The organism is Corynebacterium sp. HMSC078A10, from assembly GCF_001811565.1.
Classification (GTDB): Bacteria; Actinomycetota; Actinomycetes; order Mycobacteriales; family Mycobacteriaceae; genus Corynebacterium; species Corynebacterium hesseae.
In genome coordinates, this window is the sequence record NZ_KV805216.1 from 26411 (window position 1) to 41158 (window position 14748).

Consider the following 14748-nt stretch of genomic DNA (forward strand, 5'->3'; position numbering starts at 1 on the left):
GGTGGGCTACTGCGAAGTAGCCCACCGCCGCTCTTGTCGTTACCGGTAGATTTCGTTAGCTCTGCACAATCGGGGCGTACGTCCCCGAGGTTTCCCATAAGCGTTCAATACCGTGTTCACGTTTTCGTGCTTTGGATCAATCTTGTGCTGATGTGACTAGTTGAGAGTTTTTCGGCTCAGCGGTTGCCCTACTCTGCACGCGGCTTTCGCCTGGGGGATGTCCAGAACCGATGTTGCTATAGATGTGAGGATGGGAGCGCTTGAGCAGCTCGCCGCGAACAAAGCCAGCTACTCCACACAAGAGGATGATGGTTGGAATCACGAAAACCAAATACCACAGCTCGGCATCGCCAATGAGGTTCTCGAAGTTGGCCAAGATCAGCACGAACATTGTGCCGAACCCAATGATGGCGATAGTTGGCGCCACTTTTGTGACGAACACTGGGTAAAGCCCTTTGTGCTTCCTAAAATAGAAGTAAACCGAGACCGAAGTGGTTAGAAGCAAGAAGACGAGTCCGAAACCACCAGCGTTACTCATCCAAGAGAACACGATTGCTGATGGAAAGCTTTCGTCATATCCTGAGAGCTTTTGAGCAAGCAGTGCCGTGGCGATGGCAAACAAACCGAAGCAAGATTGGAAAAGCGATGCCGCAACAGGGGCACCATTTTCGCTAGTCGTGCCGAGGTTCTTCCAAATAACCTGTTCTCGCCCCAGCGCCATGAGGTAGCGGGAAATAGAATTGTGGAAGGCTGTAACGGCTGCGAAGAGGGAGGTGACCAAGAGAAGCTGAATTAGCGGAACGATGGACTCGTATCCCTGGCTGGCAATAAAGTTGAAGAACAGATCCGAACCATATTCTTGCGCAGAATCAACTACCTGAGACTCTCCAGTGCTTTGGGCAATTGACCATGAAGAGAATCCATAAAAGCCGGAAATAATCAGAATTGATATAAGCGTCGCGTTTGGGATGGTTTTCTCCGGATTGATTGCCTCCTCAGAGTACATAGCACTGCTTTCAATTCCCATGAACCCGGCGATAGTGAACGCGAGGAGAGTTCCTGTGCCAGTTCCAATGAGCGCGGACGGAGATAAGGTGCCAATCGAGAGCCCATCTGCAGGGTTGCGGATTGCGAGAACACAGAAGAACACGATGGCACAAGACTCCAAGAAGAGAAGAACTCCTAGAATTCTCGAAGTGGCATCGGCAGATTTAATGCCTAGAAATGCCACTAGGCTTAAAGCTATGAGTGCCCACACCGCCCAGTGGATATAGGTGCCTACTATCGATTCAAATAAGCTAGATGCTGTGTATCCGAGAAGACAGTAAAGTGCGATCTGCATAGCAGTGTAAGAAACGATAGCCAGTGAAGAAGCTGCTAAACCGTGACTTTTCCCGAGGCCGGCGGAGACGTAGGAAAAGAATGCAGCAGTATTGGGTATCTCCTTGGCCATAGCGCAGAAGCCGACTGAAAAGAATGCCACGAGTGCTCCGCAAAGCAGGTAGCCGAGAGGAACTCCTGGCATTCCAGATGTGGCGTATGCTGCCGTTACTCCGGCGGAAACCACCGTTAAAGGTGCAGCTGCTGCAATTACTAGAAAGACAATGTTGTGCGTCTTGAGGGTACGAATCTTTTCGCTCATACGGCACCATCACTTGTAGCAGGGGAGAGACTTTCAAGCGCGGGGCTGTCTTCTTTGAAGTGAGCGGTATATGCCTTTCTTAGATACTCGATTTGTTCATCTGTGAACGTCTTTCGAATCTGTCCTTCCACGATTTCGGCGTATTCATCCTTGAAACCGGACTCTTCACCGGTCAGGCTTTCAAACACTGCAAGACCGCAGAAAGGAACGTAGTACTGGCAATAGCCGCCTTCTTGGACCACGACTAGATTTCCTTCAGAAAGGCTGTCTGCAGCAGCTGCAAGAGCCTGAGTCATGTTGTAGTAACCCGAGGTTGTTACCATCATGCGGCCTAGAGGGTCCATCATCGCGGCATCGTAGCCTGTACTAAGGATGATTAATTCTGGCTTGAATTCCTCGAGCGCTGGAATGACGATCTCATTAAGCGCGGTTTCATACACTAGGTCGCCACTTCCTGGAGGAAGGGGGATATTCAGGTTGAAATCCTTGCCTTTTCCGGAGCCTCGTTCTTCGACGAAACCACTGTCGACCGGGAAATTTCTATCTTGGTGGATGGATACTGTGAGAACACGGTTGTCTTCCCACCAGATGTCTTGGGTTCCGTTGCCATGGTGAACATCCCAATCTACGATTGCGACTCTTTCTAGACCGCGTTCCTCGAGAGCAAAAGACGCTGCAGCCGACGCGTTATTGAAAAGGCAGAAGCCTAAGCCACGGTTCCTCTCAGCATGGTGTCCCGGAGGATTAATCAAGGCATACCCACGGTCAACCTCTCCGTCTAGTACAGCTCGAGTCATTTCAATTGCGCCGCCAGCTGAGAGCTTCGCAATGTCTGCGCCTCCTTGTCCGAACGGTGATCCTCCATCTCCACAATCGCCACCTTTCGGTAGTTGAGACTGTTGGAGCATCGACTCGATGTGTTCTTTGGAGTGAATTCTTTCGAGTTGCTCCTTCGCCGCCGGCTTTGCCGAAAGATTGGTGAGGTGTTTGCGGAGCTGCGAGGCCTGCACTAATTCGTTTAGGCGTCGCTTTGGTTCCGGCGAAGAGAAGTGGCGGTTCACGGGTTGTAGGCCAAGGGCTGGGTTCGCCGGCGCATTGCCACCCGTGCCTGTGTCGTGCCATCCGTAGAGCGTGTCCCAGAGATAACCCACAGAGACTTTATCTTGCTTTTTGGTTGACATTTACAATCCTTCCTTTCGGCTGTGGTGTTGCAGACCATAGTACTTGTCGAGTGTGATTTGAGAGACTGTTTGCGCCTTAATTGCGGGGAAGGTTAATTTCTCTAAGGTGCCGTTATGTTTTTTAATATTGGCGGTGGAGTCCGCTGTTTCCGAACTGCTATTAGAGGTATTTACTAACGGCAATATAGCGATTTTGAATCGAATAAAATTCACGACTAGTTACCCCGTTGTGGGGGTGGACTGATTGCAGGTTGGGCGATCTATCGTTCGTGAATATTTGTAACTGTGCAGGTGAGTGGGTAGGGGTGAAAGTTTTTCTCGATGATTTTGCCGAGGATAGTGGTGGATAATATTATCTCGCGTGGAGGATTGTAGGTTTGTAACTTGGTATAAGAATTAATCCAACCTTGATAGGTGTTTTAATGCCGATTACAGGTGGACTCGTATTGAGTTTGATGAAACAGGTTTTACTTCAATTGGGGCGTACGAAAACCAAAAGGGTGTTGGATTATCCGTCGATAATCCAACACCCTTTTGGTGATCTATTTCGGGCTACTTCTCCACGTAGTAGAGCTGCTTGTTAACGAACTCATCCATGCCAAGCGGGCCGAGCTCGCGGCCAAAGCCGGAGCGCTTTACGCCACCGAATGGCATTTCTTCGCCTTCGCCTGCAGGAGTGTTGACATTGGCCATGCCGCACTCGAGACGGCGGGAGACAGCGGCGGCACGCTCGGTGTCCTGGGAGAACACGGTGCCGCCGAGGCCGTACTGGGTGTTATTAGCCAAATCGAGGGCTTCTTCGTCGCTGCTTACCTTGTAAACGGTCGCGACTGGGCCGAAGAACTCCTCGTAGTAGATATCGGAGCCAACCGGGATATCGGTGATGACAGCAGGGGAGACGTAAGCACCTTCCTCAGAGAGCTCGCCGCCTGCACGCAAGTTAGCACCGGCAGCAACGGCACGGTCCAGCTGGTCACGCAGCTTTTCGGCTGCCTCACGGGAGGACAGCGCAGAGTATGCGCCTTCAGGCTGGTTGTCCGGAGTGGACTTTACAGCAGCGTTGGCGAGGCGCTCGAGCTCAGCGACGAACTCGTCGTAGATGTCTTCCATGACAATCATGCGCTTGTTCGAGTTGCAGGCCTGGCCGGTGTTGTACATACGCGTGCCCCATGCCAGCTCCGCAGCTGCCTTGACGTCGTCAGTATCGAGCAGGACATACGGGTCAGAGCCGCCGAGCTCGAGAACAGCCTTCTTGAGGTTTTCGCCGGCCTGCGCGCCGATGATGGAGCCTGCGCGCTCAGAACCGGTAAGAGATACACCTTGGATGCGAGAGTCCGCGATGATGGTGGAAATCTGGTCGTGGGAAGCAAAGACGTTGTTGTACACGCCCTCAGGAACGCCAGCGTCATCCATGATCTTCTGAACGGCGAGGGCCGAGCGCGGACAGATTTCCGCATCCTTGAGAATGATGGTGTTGCCCAGCATCAGGTTGGGTGCCACGAAGCGGGCGATCTGGTAGTAGGGGAAATTCCACGGCATGATGCCGAGCAGTGGGCCGATAGGCAGGCGGCGGATGACTGCAGTGCCGTTGGAGGCAGTCGGGATCTCCTGGTCCTTGGTGAAGTCTGCGCCGTTATCGGCGTAGTACTTGATAATGGCGGAAGAGAACTCAGCTTCCTCGATGCCTTCGGAGTGGAACTTGCCCATCTCCTCGCCGGCAATCTGGGCTAGTTCTTCCTTGCGCTCCTCGAAGAGCTCGCTGACGCGGGTCATGATTTCTGCGCGCTCAGAGATGGGGCGTGCAGACCACTCTTTATAAGCCGCGGCGGACTTTGCCAGTGCTGCTTCGACTTCAGCGTCGGTAGCGGTATCGAAGGTTTCGACTACCTCATTGGTTACGGGGTTCTGTACGCGATAGGTGTTGGACATTGATTACTCCTTTTCTCGTGTGTAGTTAGACCAGCGGTTGCTGGTCGTCGTCGCGCGAGGAAATTCGCGTGAGGGTTTCGCCCTTGAAGAATCCTGGGTGGGCAAAGCGGGTGAACAGCATGATGAATACGCCGAGCCCTAAGACAGCGACGCTCAATATGAAGACCATGCCGATACCACCGATTTCAGACCCGGATCCGTAGGACGGATCCATGGAATCGTATGCAGTGATGAAGAACATCATGAGCAAGAATCCGCCGCCCACAGTGGGGAAGAGGAACTTGAACACGATGTTATGCATCGAGCTAAACAGTTCGGTTCGGAAGTACCAGATGCAGGCCACGGCCGTAATTCCATAGTAGAAACAGACCATGAGGCCCATCGTAGCGATGGTGTCCCATAGCGCGTTTTCCGAAATAAGGCGGGTTACCGCGTAGAACACGGCTGCTGCTGCAGCGGAAACAATGGTGGCCGTCGACGGTGTACGGAAGCGGGGGCTGATCTTTGCGAACACCGGCGGCAATGCGCGGTAGTAGCCCATGGCCAGCAAGGTGCGGGCGGGGCCCACCATCGTGGATTGCAGGGAGGCGAAGGAAGAGGACAGGACCGCGATATAGATCAGGATCGAGGCCTTACCCAAGACGGGCTCTGAAAGTGCCGCGAAAATCGATTCCTGGTTTTCTGGATTACCAGCGCCCAGGCCCGTGTCACCTGTGCCGGCCCAAGTGATGACTGCCAGCGCGGTGAGGATATACAGCGCGATGATGATGAGCACCGTGATCGTAGCTGCACGACCCGGCGTCTTTTCGGGGTTCTTTGTTTCCTCGTTCATCGTGAGGGTTACGTCCCATCCCCAGAACATGAAGATAGACAGTGAGATGCCCGCAGCAATGAGGGAAAAGCTACCGATGCCAACCGGGTTGAACCATTCGAGCGAAATCGGTGTGAAGTCGAATCCGCCGTTGTTATAGGCGTTGTGGATTGCGACGACGTCGAAAAGCACAATGGCAGCAATCTGAATCGCAACGAGTACATACTGCAGCTTTTGAGTTGAGTCGAGTCCGCGGTAAGAAATGTAGCCCGCGATAGCGATAAAGACGAAGGTAGTCGGGATATTAACCCACAGGTTCCGGGTCAGATCACTAATAGCCGGGTTATTGAAGAGCTGACCAAGAAGTAGGTAGAAGAAATCGACGGCCACCGCCGCCAGGTTTGATAGCACCAGAATCGTGGCGGTGATAAGCCCCCATCCTCCCATCCAGCCGGCCCACGGGCCGAAGGCCTTTGTAGCCCACGTGAAGGAAGTACCTGAATCAGGGACTGCGTTGTTGAGCTCGCGGTAGGCAAACGCTACAAGCAGCATGGGGATAAAGCCCAGCAACAGCACTGCCGGGACGTATTGACCCACAGCTGAAATCGTTGGGCCAATACCGGAGGTCAGCGTATAGGTAGGGGCGATGCAACTGACGCCAATGACGACTGCGCCAAGTAATCCGACGCGGCCCGTAGCTAGGCCTTTGTCCGACGCTGTCTCATTTACCGAGTGGGTGGTTGGCGTCGAAGGGGTCGTGGTGGTCATGTGTTGTCACCACCTTTCGATAGAAGATTGTTTTCTTCGCCGGCTTGCATGTAGCCGGCGGGCACAACAATCATGGGGACTGGGATCAAGCGGAGCATTCGAGACGCTGTTGAGCCTAAGAAGAGCCGTCCAGGAACGGCCATACGGGAGGAACCGACAACGGCGATTTCGCCGTCTTGCCAGCTCAACTTTTCTAGGGCTGTGCTGACGTCCTTGCCAGACGCCACCTCGGTGGTGGCGTGTCCGGCGTCAAGCATGTGTTGAGCGGAGTCAGCCAGTTTTCGGTTGGCATAAGCATTGAGCGCACTGGGCACGTCGGTTCCGAGCCCATGCATGTCAGACTCACCGCTTAGGACGAGCGAAACGAGCCGCAAGGGAATCTCACGGCGACGCGCACGATCAAGGCCGATCGCAATGACGTCGGAGGTGCCACGACGAGGACCGAAGAAGGTTGTGACTCGAGTGATAGGGCCTGGGTAGGAGTATCCGCGTGGTGCAAGCGCGACAGGAACGGGGGCAGAGTGCAAGAGCGCATTGACCGCGGAACCCATCTGGAAACGTCCGAAGAGGCCGCCCTTCCGGGCGCCAACGACGAGCAAGTCAGCACCAAGGGTCTCCGCAGTTTCGCAGAGCGCGGCAGCTTCGGAATCTCCCGTCACGATGCGTGCGGTTGCAGTGATTTCTTCAGGAACCTCCGCGAGAGCCTCCTCCAGCCATCCAGCGATTTGTTCCTCCACAATGGAGTCATAGCCACGGTCGTGCGGGTAAACGCCCGAGAAGGAGCTATGCGCGGGGGCTACCATAACGAGTTCGAGGTGCACGTTGCGCTCTTTTGCGAGAGCAATTCCTAAGCGCAACGCGTCTTTGCCGAAATCGGTAGCGACGTAGCCCACGAGGATGCAACCACTAGTGCTGCGGCGAGGGAAACTTGCGGGAGCCATGTTTAAGCCTTCGCTGCTTGCTCTGCGATAGCCAGTGCGGCGATCTCGCCCTGGCGTACTGCGCCGTCGACGTGCTGGTAACCTTCCGCAGCGATGTCGGAGCATGCGTAGTAGATGGGGCCGGTCGGTTGATTCTGGAGGTGCCCCCAGCGCGAGAGTCCACCGAGATCATAGGAGGTAGCGTAGGCACCACGCGTCCACTCTTCGGCTGCCATGTCAGACAAGTAGAAAGCGATGGGCTCTTTGGTCTTTGGGCCAAGGTAATCTGCCATGGCGTCGAGAATGCGTTCTTTGCGCTCTTCAGCCGGCAGGTGCCACATCTCCTCTGCATAAACGTCGGAGACAAAGCCCACGAGGGTGCCGTAGGTGTCTTCCTTATCTGCGGTCGATTCGGCAAAATTCTTGCCGTAATTGGTGTTGTCGTAAACCTCCTGAACGAGGCGGCCGCCACCAAAGCCGGTGCCGGAGAGTCCTTCTTCGCGCCAGAACGGGGTGTCGTAGATGGCATGGACCTTGATAACCAGTCCCATGGAGATGTGCTGGTGCGCAATCTGCTGGTCGCGCGGCATCGGCGGAACGAAGGAGATGCGGTTGTACAGGTTTGGCGGAACAGCAAGGACAGCGAAACGGGCCTTTACAGTGACCTTCTCCGAAATGGCGGTAACGTTTCCAGCCTCGCCATTACCCGCGACACCATTGCGAACATCTGCCTTGATGTTGTTGAGTTCGTCCGCGGTAGATGCATCCGGCTCCGCCCAGTGAAGCTCGCGCACAGGAGTGCCGAGGTGGACATCGTCGCCCAAGCCCTTGGCAAGAGTTAAGGAAACGGACTGCATACCGCCGACGACGCGCTTATCCAGGATGAAGTCCTCATCCACAAGGTTGCTGAAGGAGCCTGCGGAGCAAGCCATGAGCACTGCTTGAAGAGTGGAGAACGTGTAGGAGGGCTTGGTCAGCATGCCGGACGCCACATAAATCGAAACGTTGTCGATGGCCTCAGTGTCGTCGGAAAGCTCCTCAAGCCAAGAGCGGAAAGAGATGGAGTCTAGCTCTTTGGCGCGCGGGTGGGACCAAGGGTTTGCGGGGTCCATTTCCGCTGCGAGTTCATCCATGATCTTGATGAGGCGGTCCATCTCAGCAATGGTCTTCTCATCGGCTGGGAATACAGTGCCTTCGTACTCGTGGCGGGTGCCATCAGGGGAGACGTAGATCGACTTGCCCTCGCGGTAGCGGGAGAAAGTTTCGAGGCCGAGTTCATCAACGAGCTCGATGAGGCGGGTCTGGTCGGGGGAGATCCACTGGCCTCCGAGCTCTACGAAGTGCTCGACTCCCTGTGCATCCTTGACCTTGCCGTTCCAGGTACGGCCGCCGACGCGCTCGCGAGCTTCGAGGACGGCTACGCTCAGGCCCTTCTTCTTTAGGGTATGTGCGGCCATGAGGCCAGCGGGGCCGGCGCCGATAACGACGACATCGCGCTCGATAACGGGATTGTCTGGATTGACGAGTGAAGTCATGAAGGTGTCTCCGTTCCTATGGGACGATGAAGGGGCAGGTGTGGCAAAATGAACATCATTCATTTTGTGTCTCGTATCACTGTACAGAAGGAACGTAACGTGAGACAAGGTTTCGGAGCTGTGAATTCGCATCGGCCTAAAGGTCGTCCCCATAAAGCGCTGGTTACGCGCGAAAAAATCGCTAAGGCTGCGCTCACCATTGTGGGGGAAGAAGGATATGAAAAACTCACAATGGCGCGCATTGCCCGCCGTCTAAACGTGGGAACCAGCGCGTTGTACAACCACCTTTCGGGGAAAGATGACTTGCTCGCGCTGATCGAAGATGCAGTCATGGAGCAAGTGGAATGCAGTTCCTTGTATGCCGCATTGGAGGACTCCCCGACTCTCTCACCCCGCGATGCATTAAAACGATGGGCAACGTCCTACCGCGATGTCTGTGCACGGCATGTTCCGCTCGTGCGGATTATTGCGTTGACTCCTATTTCTGGAGCACCTCGTACGGTTGAAATGTACGAGGTGCTAGCCCGAGTTTTGAAGCTGACTGGTCTTCCAAGCTCGGCCATCATGCCGCGCATCGTGGCATTGGAATCTTTCATTTATGGCAGTGCTTACGATGTCCACGCCCCCGAAGACATCTTTGACCTTCCGGTGGATAGTGAGGCGCGCGCACCGGCACTGGCCGATGCGCGCGGCGCTTTTTCACCGGACGCCTCCATGGCAGAGAGCCAGGATCAGAGGAATCCCTATGCCGACGAGCCGTTCCGCTTAGGTCTTGAAGCCCTCCTGTCAGATCTCCCCGACGAGAAGAATAGCTAGCCCCTCCAAGGCTCAATGCCCGCGCGCCGCCAGGCCTCCAAGAACTGGGTGGTCTCGGCCTCATCGGTGATGGACACGCGCACGCCTTCGTCGAGGTAGCGGCGGATGACCACGCCTTCATCGAGCATCTTCGTTTCCACCTCCGCGGCATCCGCGCGCGGCAGCCACACGAAATTGCCGTAGGACTTCTCAGCACCCAGCTCCGCGCAGACGCGGTCGCGCTGTGCTTTGGTGATCTCGACGGCGTCGGCAAGCTCGTCGTGGCGCTTGAGCACCTCCACGGCGGCGGTTTCCGCCATGGCTGTCACCGTCAGCGGCAGGGAGAGCAGACGCAGCGCGTTGATGATCTCTTCGCCTGCCACCGCGTAGCCCACGCGCATGCCGGCCAATCCCCACGCCTTGGAGAAGGTGCGCACGCCGAGCAGGTTGGGGTAGCGCTGGTATTCCTCCACTGAATCCGGGGTATCGGGGGCGTCGTTGTATTCCCAATAGGCTTCATCCAACAGCACGACGACATCCTTGGGCACCCTGTCCATGAAGGCGCGGAATTCACCGCGGGTAATCACGGTGCCCGTCGGGTTATTGGGGTTGCACAAGATGATGAGCTTGGTCTTCTCCGTTAGCGCCTCGAGTACTGCTTCCAGATCGACGCGGTAATCCTCCGTGAGTGGGACCAGAACCGGCTCCGCGCCGGCCATGCGCACGTACAGGGGATAGGCCTCAAAGCTGCGCCAGGGCACGATTACCTCATCGCCTGTATGGCAGGACGCCAAAATGGTGGCCTGCAGGATGGGCGTGGAGCCCGCGGAGACGAAGATATTATCCGCAGGCACGCCCAAGTAGTTGCACAGTGCATTGGTGAGCTCCAGGCTGCCGGGCTGTTGGTAGCGGTTGGTGGTGCGGGCGGCGTCGGCAACCGCGGCGATGATGTCCTCAGCTGGCGGGAAGGGGACCTCATTGGATGAGAGCTTGAGCGCGTTGGGGAAGTCCTTGCCCACCTTGTACTCGGGGAAGCTCGAGAGATCATTACGAAGCATAATCACGTCCTTTCTAAATCATGTCCCAGATGGTCACGGCCATAATCAACAGGCCCATGCCGAAGACGAAGTAGTTCCACGGGTCATTGCGGAATTGCTTGTACACGTCCAACTTCTTGAACATGTACACCGGAACCAGGTAAACGATGAACGCCACGAAGACACCGGAGACCACGGAAATCATGGAAATAATGGAGGGGTTGAAGATCGCCACGAGCGTGGTGCACACGAAGGCGATGACATAAATGATGTTGAGCAGCGTGCGGTGCGAGACCTTCTCCGCCAGCTTCGGAGCGGCGTTCTTCAGCAGGTACTCCGTGCCTTCTTCTGTGCCGAGCATGTGGCCGAAGTAAGAGGAGACGATGGCGCAGATGACCACGATGGGCGCCATGTAGGCCATGAACGGCGTGCCGGTGACGTTGGCGAAGTAGGAGAGCACCGGGATGTTTTGCTCGAGGGCCTCATTCATGCCGTCGGCGCCGAGCGCGAGGACACAGGACCACACGAAGAACATGGTGAAGACCACGAGCAGGATGGAGGTGTAGAACTCCGTGCGGGAGACGCGCTTCTCGGTCTTCTCGCCGTACTGCGGCTGCATATCGAGGGCGAATTGCGACAGCGCTGCCATGTGGGAGAAGGAGAAGACCAGCACCGGCAGGATGAGGAAAATTCCCTTGAAAATGCCGCCGTAGCCATCCGAGCCGTCATCAAAGTGAAGGAAGCTTTGCAGGTCCCAGCGCGGGATGAGGTAAATGGAGGTGACGGCCAGCGCAATAATCAGCGGGTACACCAGCACCTGGGCCAGCCAAATCATGGGCTTGCGGCCGATGGCGAAGGCACCGGTCATGACGCCGACGCAGAGCATGGCCAGTAGCCACCGGTCGAGCGAAGGCCCGCCCAGCTGGTTGACGATGAAGCTATCCACCGCGTTAGTGATGGAGACACCGTAAATCAGGACCGTGGAAAAGACCGTGATCCAATACAGCACCGCGAAGACGATTCCTTGGCCCTTGCCCAGGTACTGCGAGACCAGCTCGAGGATGTCCTTGCCGTGGTCCTCTTTGGGGGCGCCCGCGACGATGCGCGCGTAGGTGCGGTGGGAGAAAAACACCAGCGGGAAGATGAAGACCGTGGCGAAGACCAGCGGCCAGAACCCGAAACCACCGGCGTTGAGCGGCAGGAAGAGGATGCCGGCACCCACGGCGGTACCGAAGAGCGTAATGATCCACGATGCGGTGGATGCGGCGGGGCGCTGCTTGGCGACGACCCCATCGCCCACAATGTGCTCGCCCTCCTTCAGCTCAGTAGTGGGTGGCGTGGTTGTTGGGGGAGTGTTGGTAGAGCTCATGATGAGCCTCCTTTAGTTGGTGGGCGGAATAGGCAGGGAATGCTCTTGATCGGTGATGACGTTGATCAGTGCCGGTACCCCGTCGTTGGCGATGGCGGCTAGAGCGCGCGCGACTGCCTCTGGTGCTTGTGCGTCATCGGTGACGAGCTCGCCGTGGGCGCCGAAGCCGCGGGCAACCGCCGCGAAATCCGGGTTCACCAGCTGCGTGCCGGAAACGCGATCGGGGAAGTGCTTCTTCTGGTGATCGCGGATGGTTCCGAACTCGCCATTGGACATCACGATGATGAGGAAAGGCGCGCCGTATTGCAGCGCGGTGGCCAGCTCCTGGCCGTTCATGAGGTATTCGCCATCGCCAGCAATGGTGACCACGGTGCGCTCCGGGAACTGCAGCTTGGTGGAAACTGCGGCCGGGATGGAGTAGCCCATCGAGCCGTTGCGCACGCTGAACTGGGAGGGGTAGACCGTCGAGCGCAAGAACTGTTGGGCCCAGATGCAGTGGTTGCCGGCGCCAAAGGTGTAGATCGAGTCCTTGGGCAACTGCTCGTGGAGCGCTGCGAGGATGGCCTCCATGTGGGCGGTGCCCTCTTTGCCTGGACGGTAGTCTGCGGGCTCGGGGAGGGTGGCGAAGTTGAGGTGGTTCGCGTGCGCGGAATCAAACCACTCGCCGCGCTGCTCCGTGCCCTCGACGGTTAGACGGTCCAGCGTGTTGGCGAAGGCCACAGGGCTTGCCACGATGTGGCTCTCGAGGGGTACCGAGTGCCCGCGCAGGCTGGTGTCGGGATTGATGGCGATGTTGCGCGCCTGCGGTGACTGGCGCAGGGTATAGCCGTCGGTAGGAACATCACCGAGAACGGCACCAACTTCAATGACGAGGGAGGCGGCTTCCAAAAGTTGCGCCGCGCGGGGGTCGCGGCCGTAGCCGAGCCAGCCGGCGTTGGCGGGGGAGTCGAAAGGCACGCGGTCGGCGGCGCGGAAGTCTTGAATGATCGGGATACGGTGCTCTTCGGCGAAGCGAGTGATCTTCTCCGCGGTCTCTGGGGTCCAGCGCGGACCGCCGGCAAAAATGAGTGGTCGCTCTGCGTGGCTCAGTTCGCGGGAGAGGAGGTCCAGGTGATCGTCGGAAAGCGCGCCTTCTGCAACCGGGATGGGTGGGTGGATGGTGCCGGTGAACTCCTGGTGGAGAACATCCTCCGGCAACCCCACGATGACGGGGCCGGGGCGGCCCTGCTGGGCCTGGAAGAAGGCTTCGGCCACGACGCGAGAGGCGCGCTCCGGATCGTCGAGGACGAAGACCTGCTTGGCCTGGGTGCCGAACCACGCCTTGGGATCGAATTCCTGGAAGGATTCGCGGTCGCGGTCCGAGGTGGGGATGAGGCCGACGAAGAGGACGAGCGGGGTAGCGTCCTGCCAAGCGGTGTGGATGCCGACGTAGGCGTTGGCCGCGCCGGGCCCGCGGGTGACCATGGCGACGCTGGGCTGGCCGGTGGCTTTGCCCTGGGCTTCGGCCATGTAGGTGGCGCCGCCTTCGTGGCGGCAGACGATGGCTTCGACGGGGGAATCGTAGAGTCCGTCCAACACGGGAAGGAAGCTTTCGCCGGGTACGAGGAATGCGCGGGGCACATTGTGCGCGGCAAGGGATGCGGCAATGGCGGCGCCGACATGTGACATGGAGAACCTCTCTGACTTCGTTGTGGTAGTGGTCTCATTATTCTTTGGTGATGTCATGTTGTCTAATGTTGCTAGAGCTCTAAAGCCATGCATATAGGGCATGGGGGCTGGTAAAAGTAGGGGAATGGACATGGTGAAGGCCAAATATTTCCTCGCGGTGGCTGAGGCCGGGACGGTGACCGCTGCCGCCTCACGCCTCGGAATTACCCAGCCGGCGCTGAGCCGCCAACTCCGGCGCTTTGAAAAGGAGCTGGACCTTGAGCTCTTCGTGCGGGCTGGATCTGCGCTTGTGCTGAGCGACGCAGCGCATGCCCTCATTCCCACCTGCCGCCGCCTCCTCGCTGCATCCGCGCGCGCCGGGCAGGCGGTGGAGGCACTTCGGGCTGGCAGAATTCCGGCGCTGCGCGTGGCGGCCACGCCGACGACGATGTCGACGCTTCTCGCTCCGTTTATAGAGGCCGCCGGCTCGTCGATTCCTCTGCTTACCACGACTCCGGTCTCGCACTACGACGTCTTCGACGCGCTGGAAGGCTCAGCGGACATGGTGATTGCTACCATCCCGCCGGGCAATGACGTGGCTTCCTTGCCGCTGGGCACGATTCCGGTGCGTGCCTGGGCGCCGCCGACGCACCCGCTGGCGCTCGAGTGTGCGGGTTCGACAAGCGTGGAGGTCGAGCGCTTGCTGCAGGAAAATGTGGCGTTGCCCTCGCGGCGCAGCGTGTCCCGCGGGGTGGTGGATTCCTTCGTGGGCACGGCTGGCTATGCCCTGGGCTCGCACGTGGAGTGCGATGATACGGCGACGTTATGCGCCTTGGCGCGTGCCGGGCGAGCCGTAGCATTAATGACGGAGCTGCAGCCGGCGCGGCTGGTGGGTTTTGATGTCGTTGATGGCGAGCGCGCTCTGGGCGGTGTGCCGCTGGTGGCGGCGTGGTCCCCGGGCCACTTCGCGGGGCAGGAAATTGCGCAGATTGCTCGGCGGTTCCGCAGTTTTATTGAGGGGTCGCTTCGCTAGGGTCTGCTTAGTTTGCAGTGGGCATAACTGTCGTTGTTGCCAAAGATCAGGCCAGATCTTGAATCAGAGGCTATAACTTTG

General features: G+C 57.6%; 11 protein-coding genes. 2 read left to right on the forward strand and 9 right to left on the reverse strand.

Going from position 1 to position 14748, the window contains the following annotated elements:
• Positions 1-136: 136 nt before the first annotated feature.
• From HMPREF2808_RS08145 to HMPREF2808_RS08170, 6 genes are all read right to left on the reverse strand, one after another.
• Positions 137-1642: an APC family permease gene (locus HMPREF2808_RS08145; protein ID WP_070597266.1), complete on the reverse strand. Its 1506-nt coding sequence runs from the start codon at positions 1640-1642 to the stop codon at positions 137-139.
• The gene (locus tag HMPREF2808_RS08150; protein ID WP_070597268.1) at positions 1639-2823 is read right to left on the reverse strand and encodes a class II histone deacetylase; all 1185 of its coding nucleotides are present in this window, start codon (positions 2821-2823) and stop codon (positions 1639-1641) included. The genes HMPREF2808_RS08145 and HMPREF2808_RS08150 overlap by 4 nt, the downstream gene beginning before the upstream one ends.
• A 552-nt stretch (positions 2824-3375) precedes the next feature.
• Positions 3376-4752, reverse strand: a complete 1377-nt coding sequence (locus tag HMPREF2808_RS08155) for an NAD-dependent succinate-semialdehyde dehydrogenase (protein ID WP_070597270.1) — start codon at positions 4750-4752, stop codon at positions 3376-3378.
• A 25-nt stretch (positions 4753-4777) separates the two neighbouring features.
• Entirely contained in the window at positions 4778-6331 is a 1554-nt protein-coding gene (locus HMPREF2808_RS08160; protein ID WP_070597272.1) for an APC family permease, read from the reverse strand.
• Positions 6328-7272: a universal stress protein gene (locus HMPREF2808_RS08165; protein WP_070523323.1), complete on the reverse strand. Its 945-nt coding sequence runs from the start codon at positions 7270-7272 to the stop codon at positions 6328-6330. Before HMPREF2808_RS08165 ends, HMPREF2808_RS08160 begins: the two co-directional genes overlap by 4 nt.
• A 2-nt stretch (positions 7273-7274) precedes the next feature.
• Positions 7275-8786: a flavin monoamine oxidase family protein gene (locus HMPREF2808_RS08170; protein WP_070523320.1), complete on the reverse strand. Its 1512-nt coding sequence runs from the start codon at positions 8784-8786 to the stop codon at positions 7275-7277.
• 48 nt (positions 8787-8834) lie between these two features.
• Between HMPREF2808_RS08170 and HMPREF2808_RS08175 the strand changes: the two genes are divergently transcribed.
• Positions 8835-9602: a TetR/AcrR family transcriptional regulator gene (locus HMPREF2808_RS08175; RefSeq protein WP_246818536.1), complete on the forward strand. Its 768-nt coding sequence runs from the start codon at positions 8835-8837 to the stop codon at positions 9600-9602.
• Here the strand turns inward: HMPREF2808_RS08175 and HMPREF2808_RS08180 are convergent.
• Genes HMPREF2808_RS08180 through HMPREF2808_RS08190 form a run of 3 tightly spaced genes read right to left on the reverse strand, consistent with a single transcriptional unit; the run spans position 9599 to position 13655 of the window.
• Positions 9599-10639, reverse strand: coding sequence for a histidinol-phosphate transaminase (locus HMPREF2808_RS08180; RefSeq protein WP_070565231.1), 1041 nt, complete (start codon positions 10637-10639; stop codon positions 9599-9601). The two genes, HMPREF2808_RS08175 and HMPREF2808_RS08180, sit on opposite strands and share 4 nt — an antisense overlap.
• A 13-nt stretch (positions 10640-10652) precedes the next feature.
• Entirely contained in the window at positions 10653-11987 is a 1335-nt protein-coding gene (locus tag HMPREF2808_RS08185; protein WP_070624411.1) for an aromatic amino acid transport family protein, read from the reverse strand.
• A 12-nt stretch (positions 11988-11999) separates the two neighbouring features.
• On the reverse strand, positions 12000-13655 hold the full coding sequence (locus tag HMPREF2808_RS08190; protein ID WP_070624412.1) for a thiamine pyrophosphate-dependent enzyme: 1656 nt from the start codon (positions 13653-13655) through the stop codon (positions 12000-12002).
• A gap of 130 nt (positions 13656-13785) precedes the next feature.
• On the opposite strand from HMPREF2808_RS08190, the gene HMPREF2808_RS08195 reads away from it, so the two are divergent.
• Positions 13786-14667: a LysR family transcriptional regulator gene (locus HMPREF2808_RS08195; protein ID WP_246818537.1), complete on the forward strand. Its 882-nt coding sequence runs from the start codon at positions 13786-13788 to the stop codon at positions 14665-14667.
• Positions 14668-14748 lie beyond the last annotated feature (81 nt).

What these genes read in the sequence shown, in the direction of transcription:
- HMPREF2808_RS08195 (WP_246818537.1), top strand. Translation starts at nt 13,786, where the DNA reads ATGGTGAAGGCCAAATATTTCCTCGCGGTGGCTGAGGCCGGGACGGTG.
- HMPREF2808_RS08185 (WP_070624411.1), bottom strand. Translation starts at nt 11,987, where the DNA reads ATGAGCTCTACCAACACTCCCCCAACAACCACGCCACCCACTACTGAG.
- HMPREF2808_RS08175 (WP_246818536.1), top strand. Translation starts at nt 8,835, where the DNA reads ATGAACATCATTCATTTTGTGTCTCGTATCACTGTACAGAAGGAACGT.
- HMPREF2808_RS08170 (WP_070523320.1), bottom strand. Translation starts at nt 8,786, where the DNA reads ATGACTTCACTCGTCAATCCAGACAATCCCGTTATCGAGCGCGATGTC.
- HMPREF2808_RS08165 (WP_070523323.1), bottom strand. Translation starts at nt 7,272, where the DNA reads ATGGCTCCCGCAAGTTTCCCTCGCCGCAGCACTAGTGGTTGCATCCTC.
- HMPREF2808_RS08160 (WP_070597272.1), bottom strand. Translation starts at nt 6,331, where the DNA reads ATGACCACCACGACCCCTTCGACGCCAACCACCCACTCGGTAAATGAG.
- HMPREF2808_RS08180 (WP_070565231.1), bottom strand. Translation starts at nt 10,639, where the DNA reads ATGCTTCGTAATGATCTCTCGAGCTTCCCCGAGTACAAGGTGGGCAAG.
- HMPREF2808_RS08145 (WP_070597266.1), bottom strand. Translation starts at nt 1,642, where the DNA reads ATGAGCGAAAAGATTCGTACCCTCAAGACGCACAACATTGTCTTTCTA.
- HMPREF2808_RS08190 (WP_070624412.1), bottom strand. Translation starts at nt 13,655, where the DNA reads ATGTCACATGTCGGCGCCGCCATTGCCGCATCCCTTGCCGCGCACAAT.
- HMPREF2808_RS08150 (WP_070597268.1), bottom strand. Translation starts at nt 2,823, where the DNA reads ATGTCAACCAAAAAGCAAGATAAAGTCTCTGTGGGTTATCTCTGGGAC.
- HMPREF2808_RS08155 (WP_070597270.1), bottom strand. Translation starts at nt 4,752, where the DNA reads ATGTCCAACACCTATCGCGTACAGAACCCCGTAACCAATGAGGTAGTC.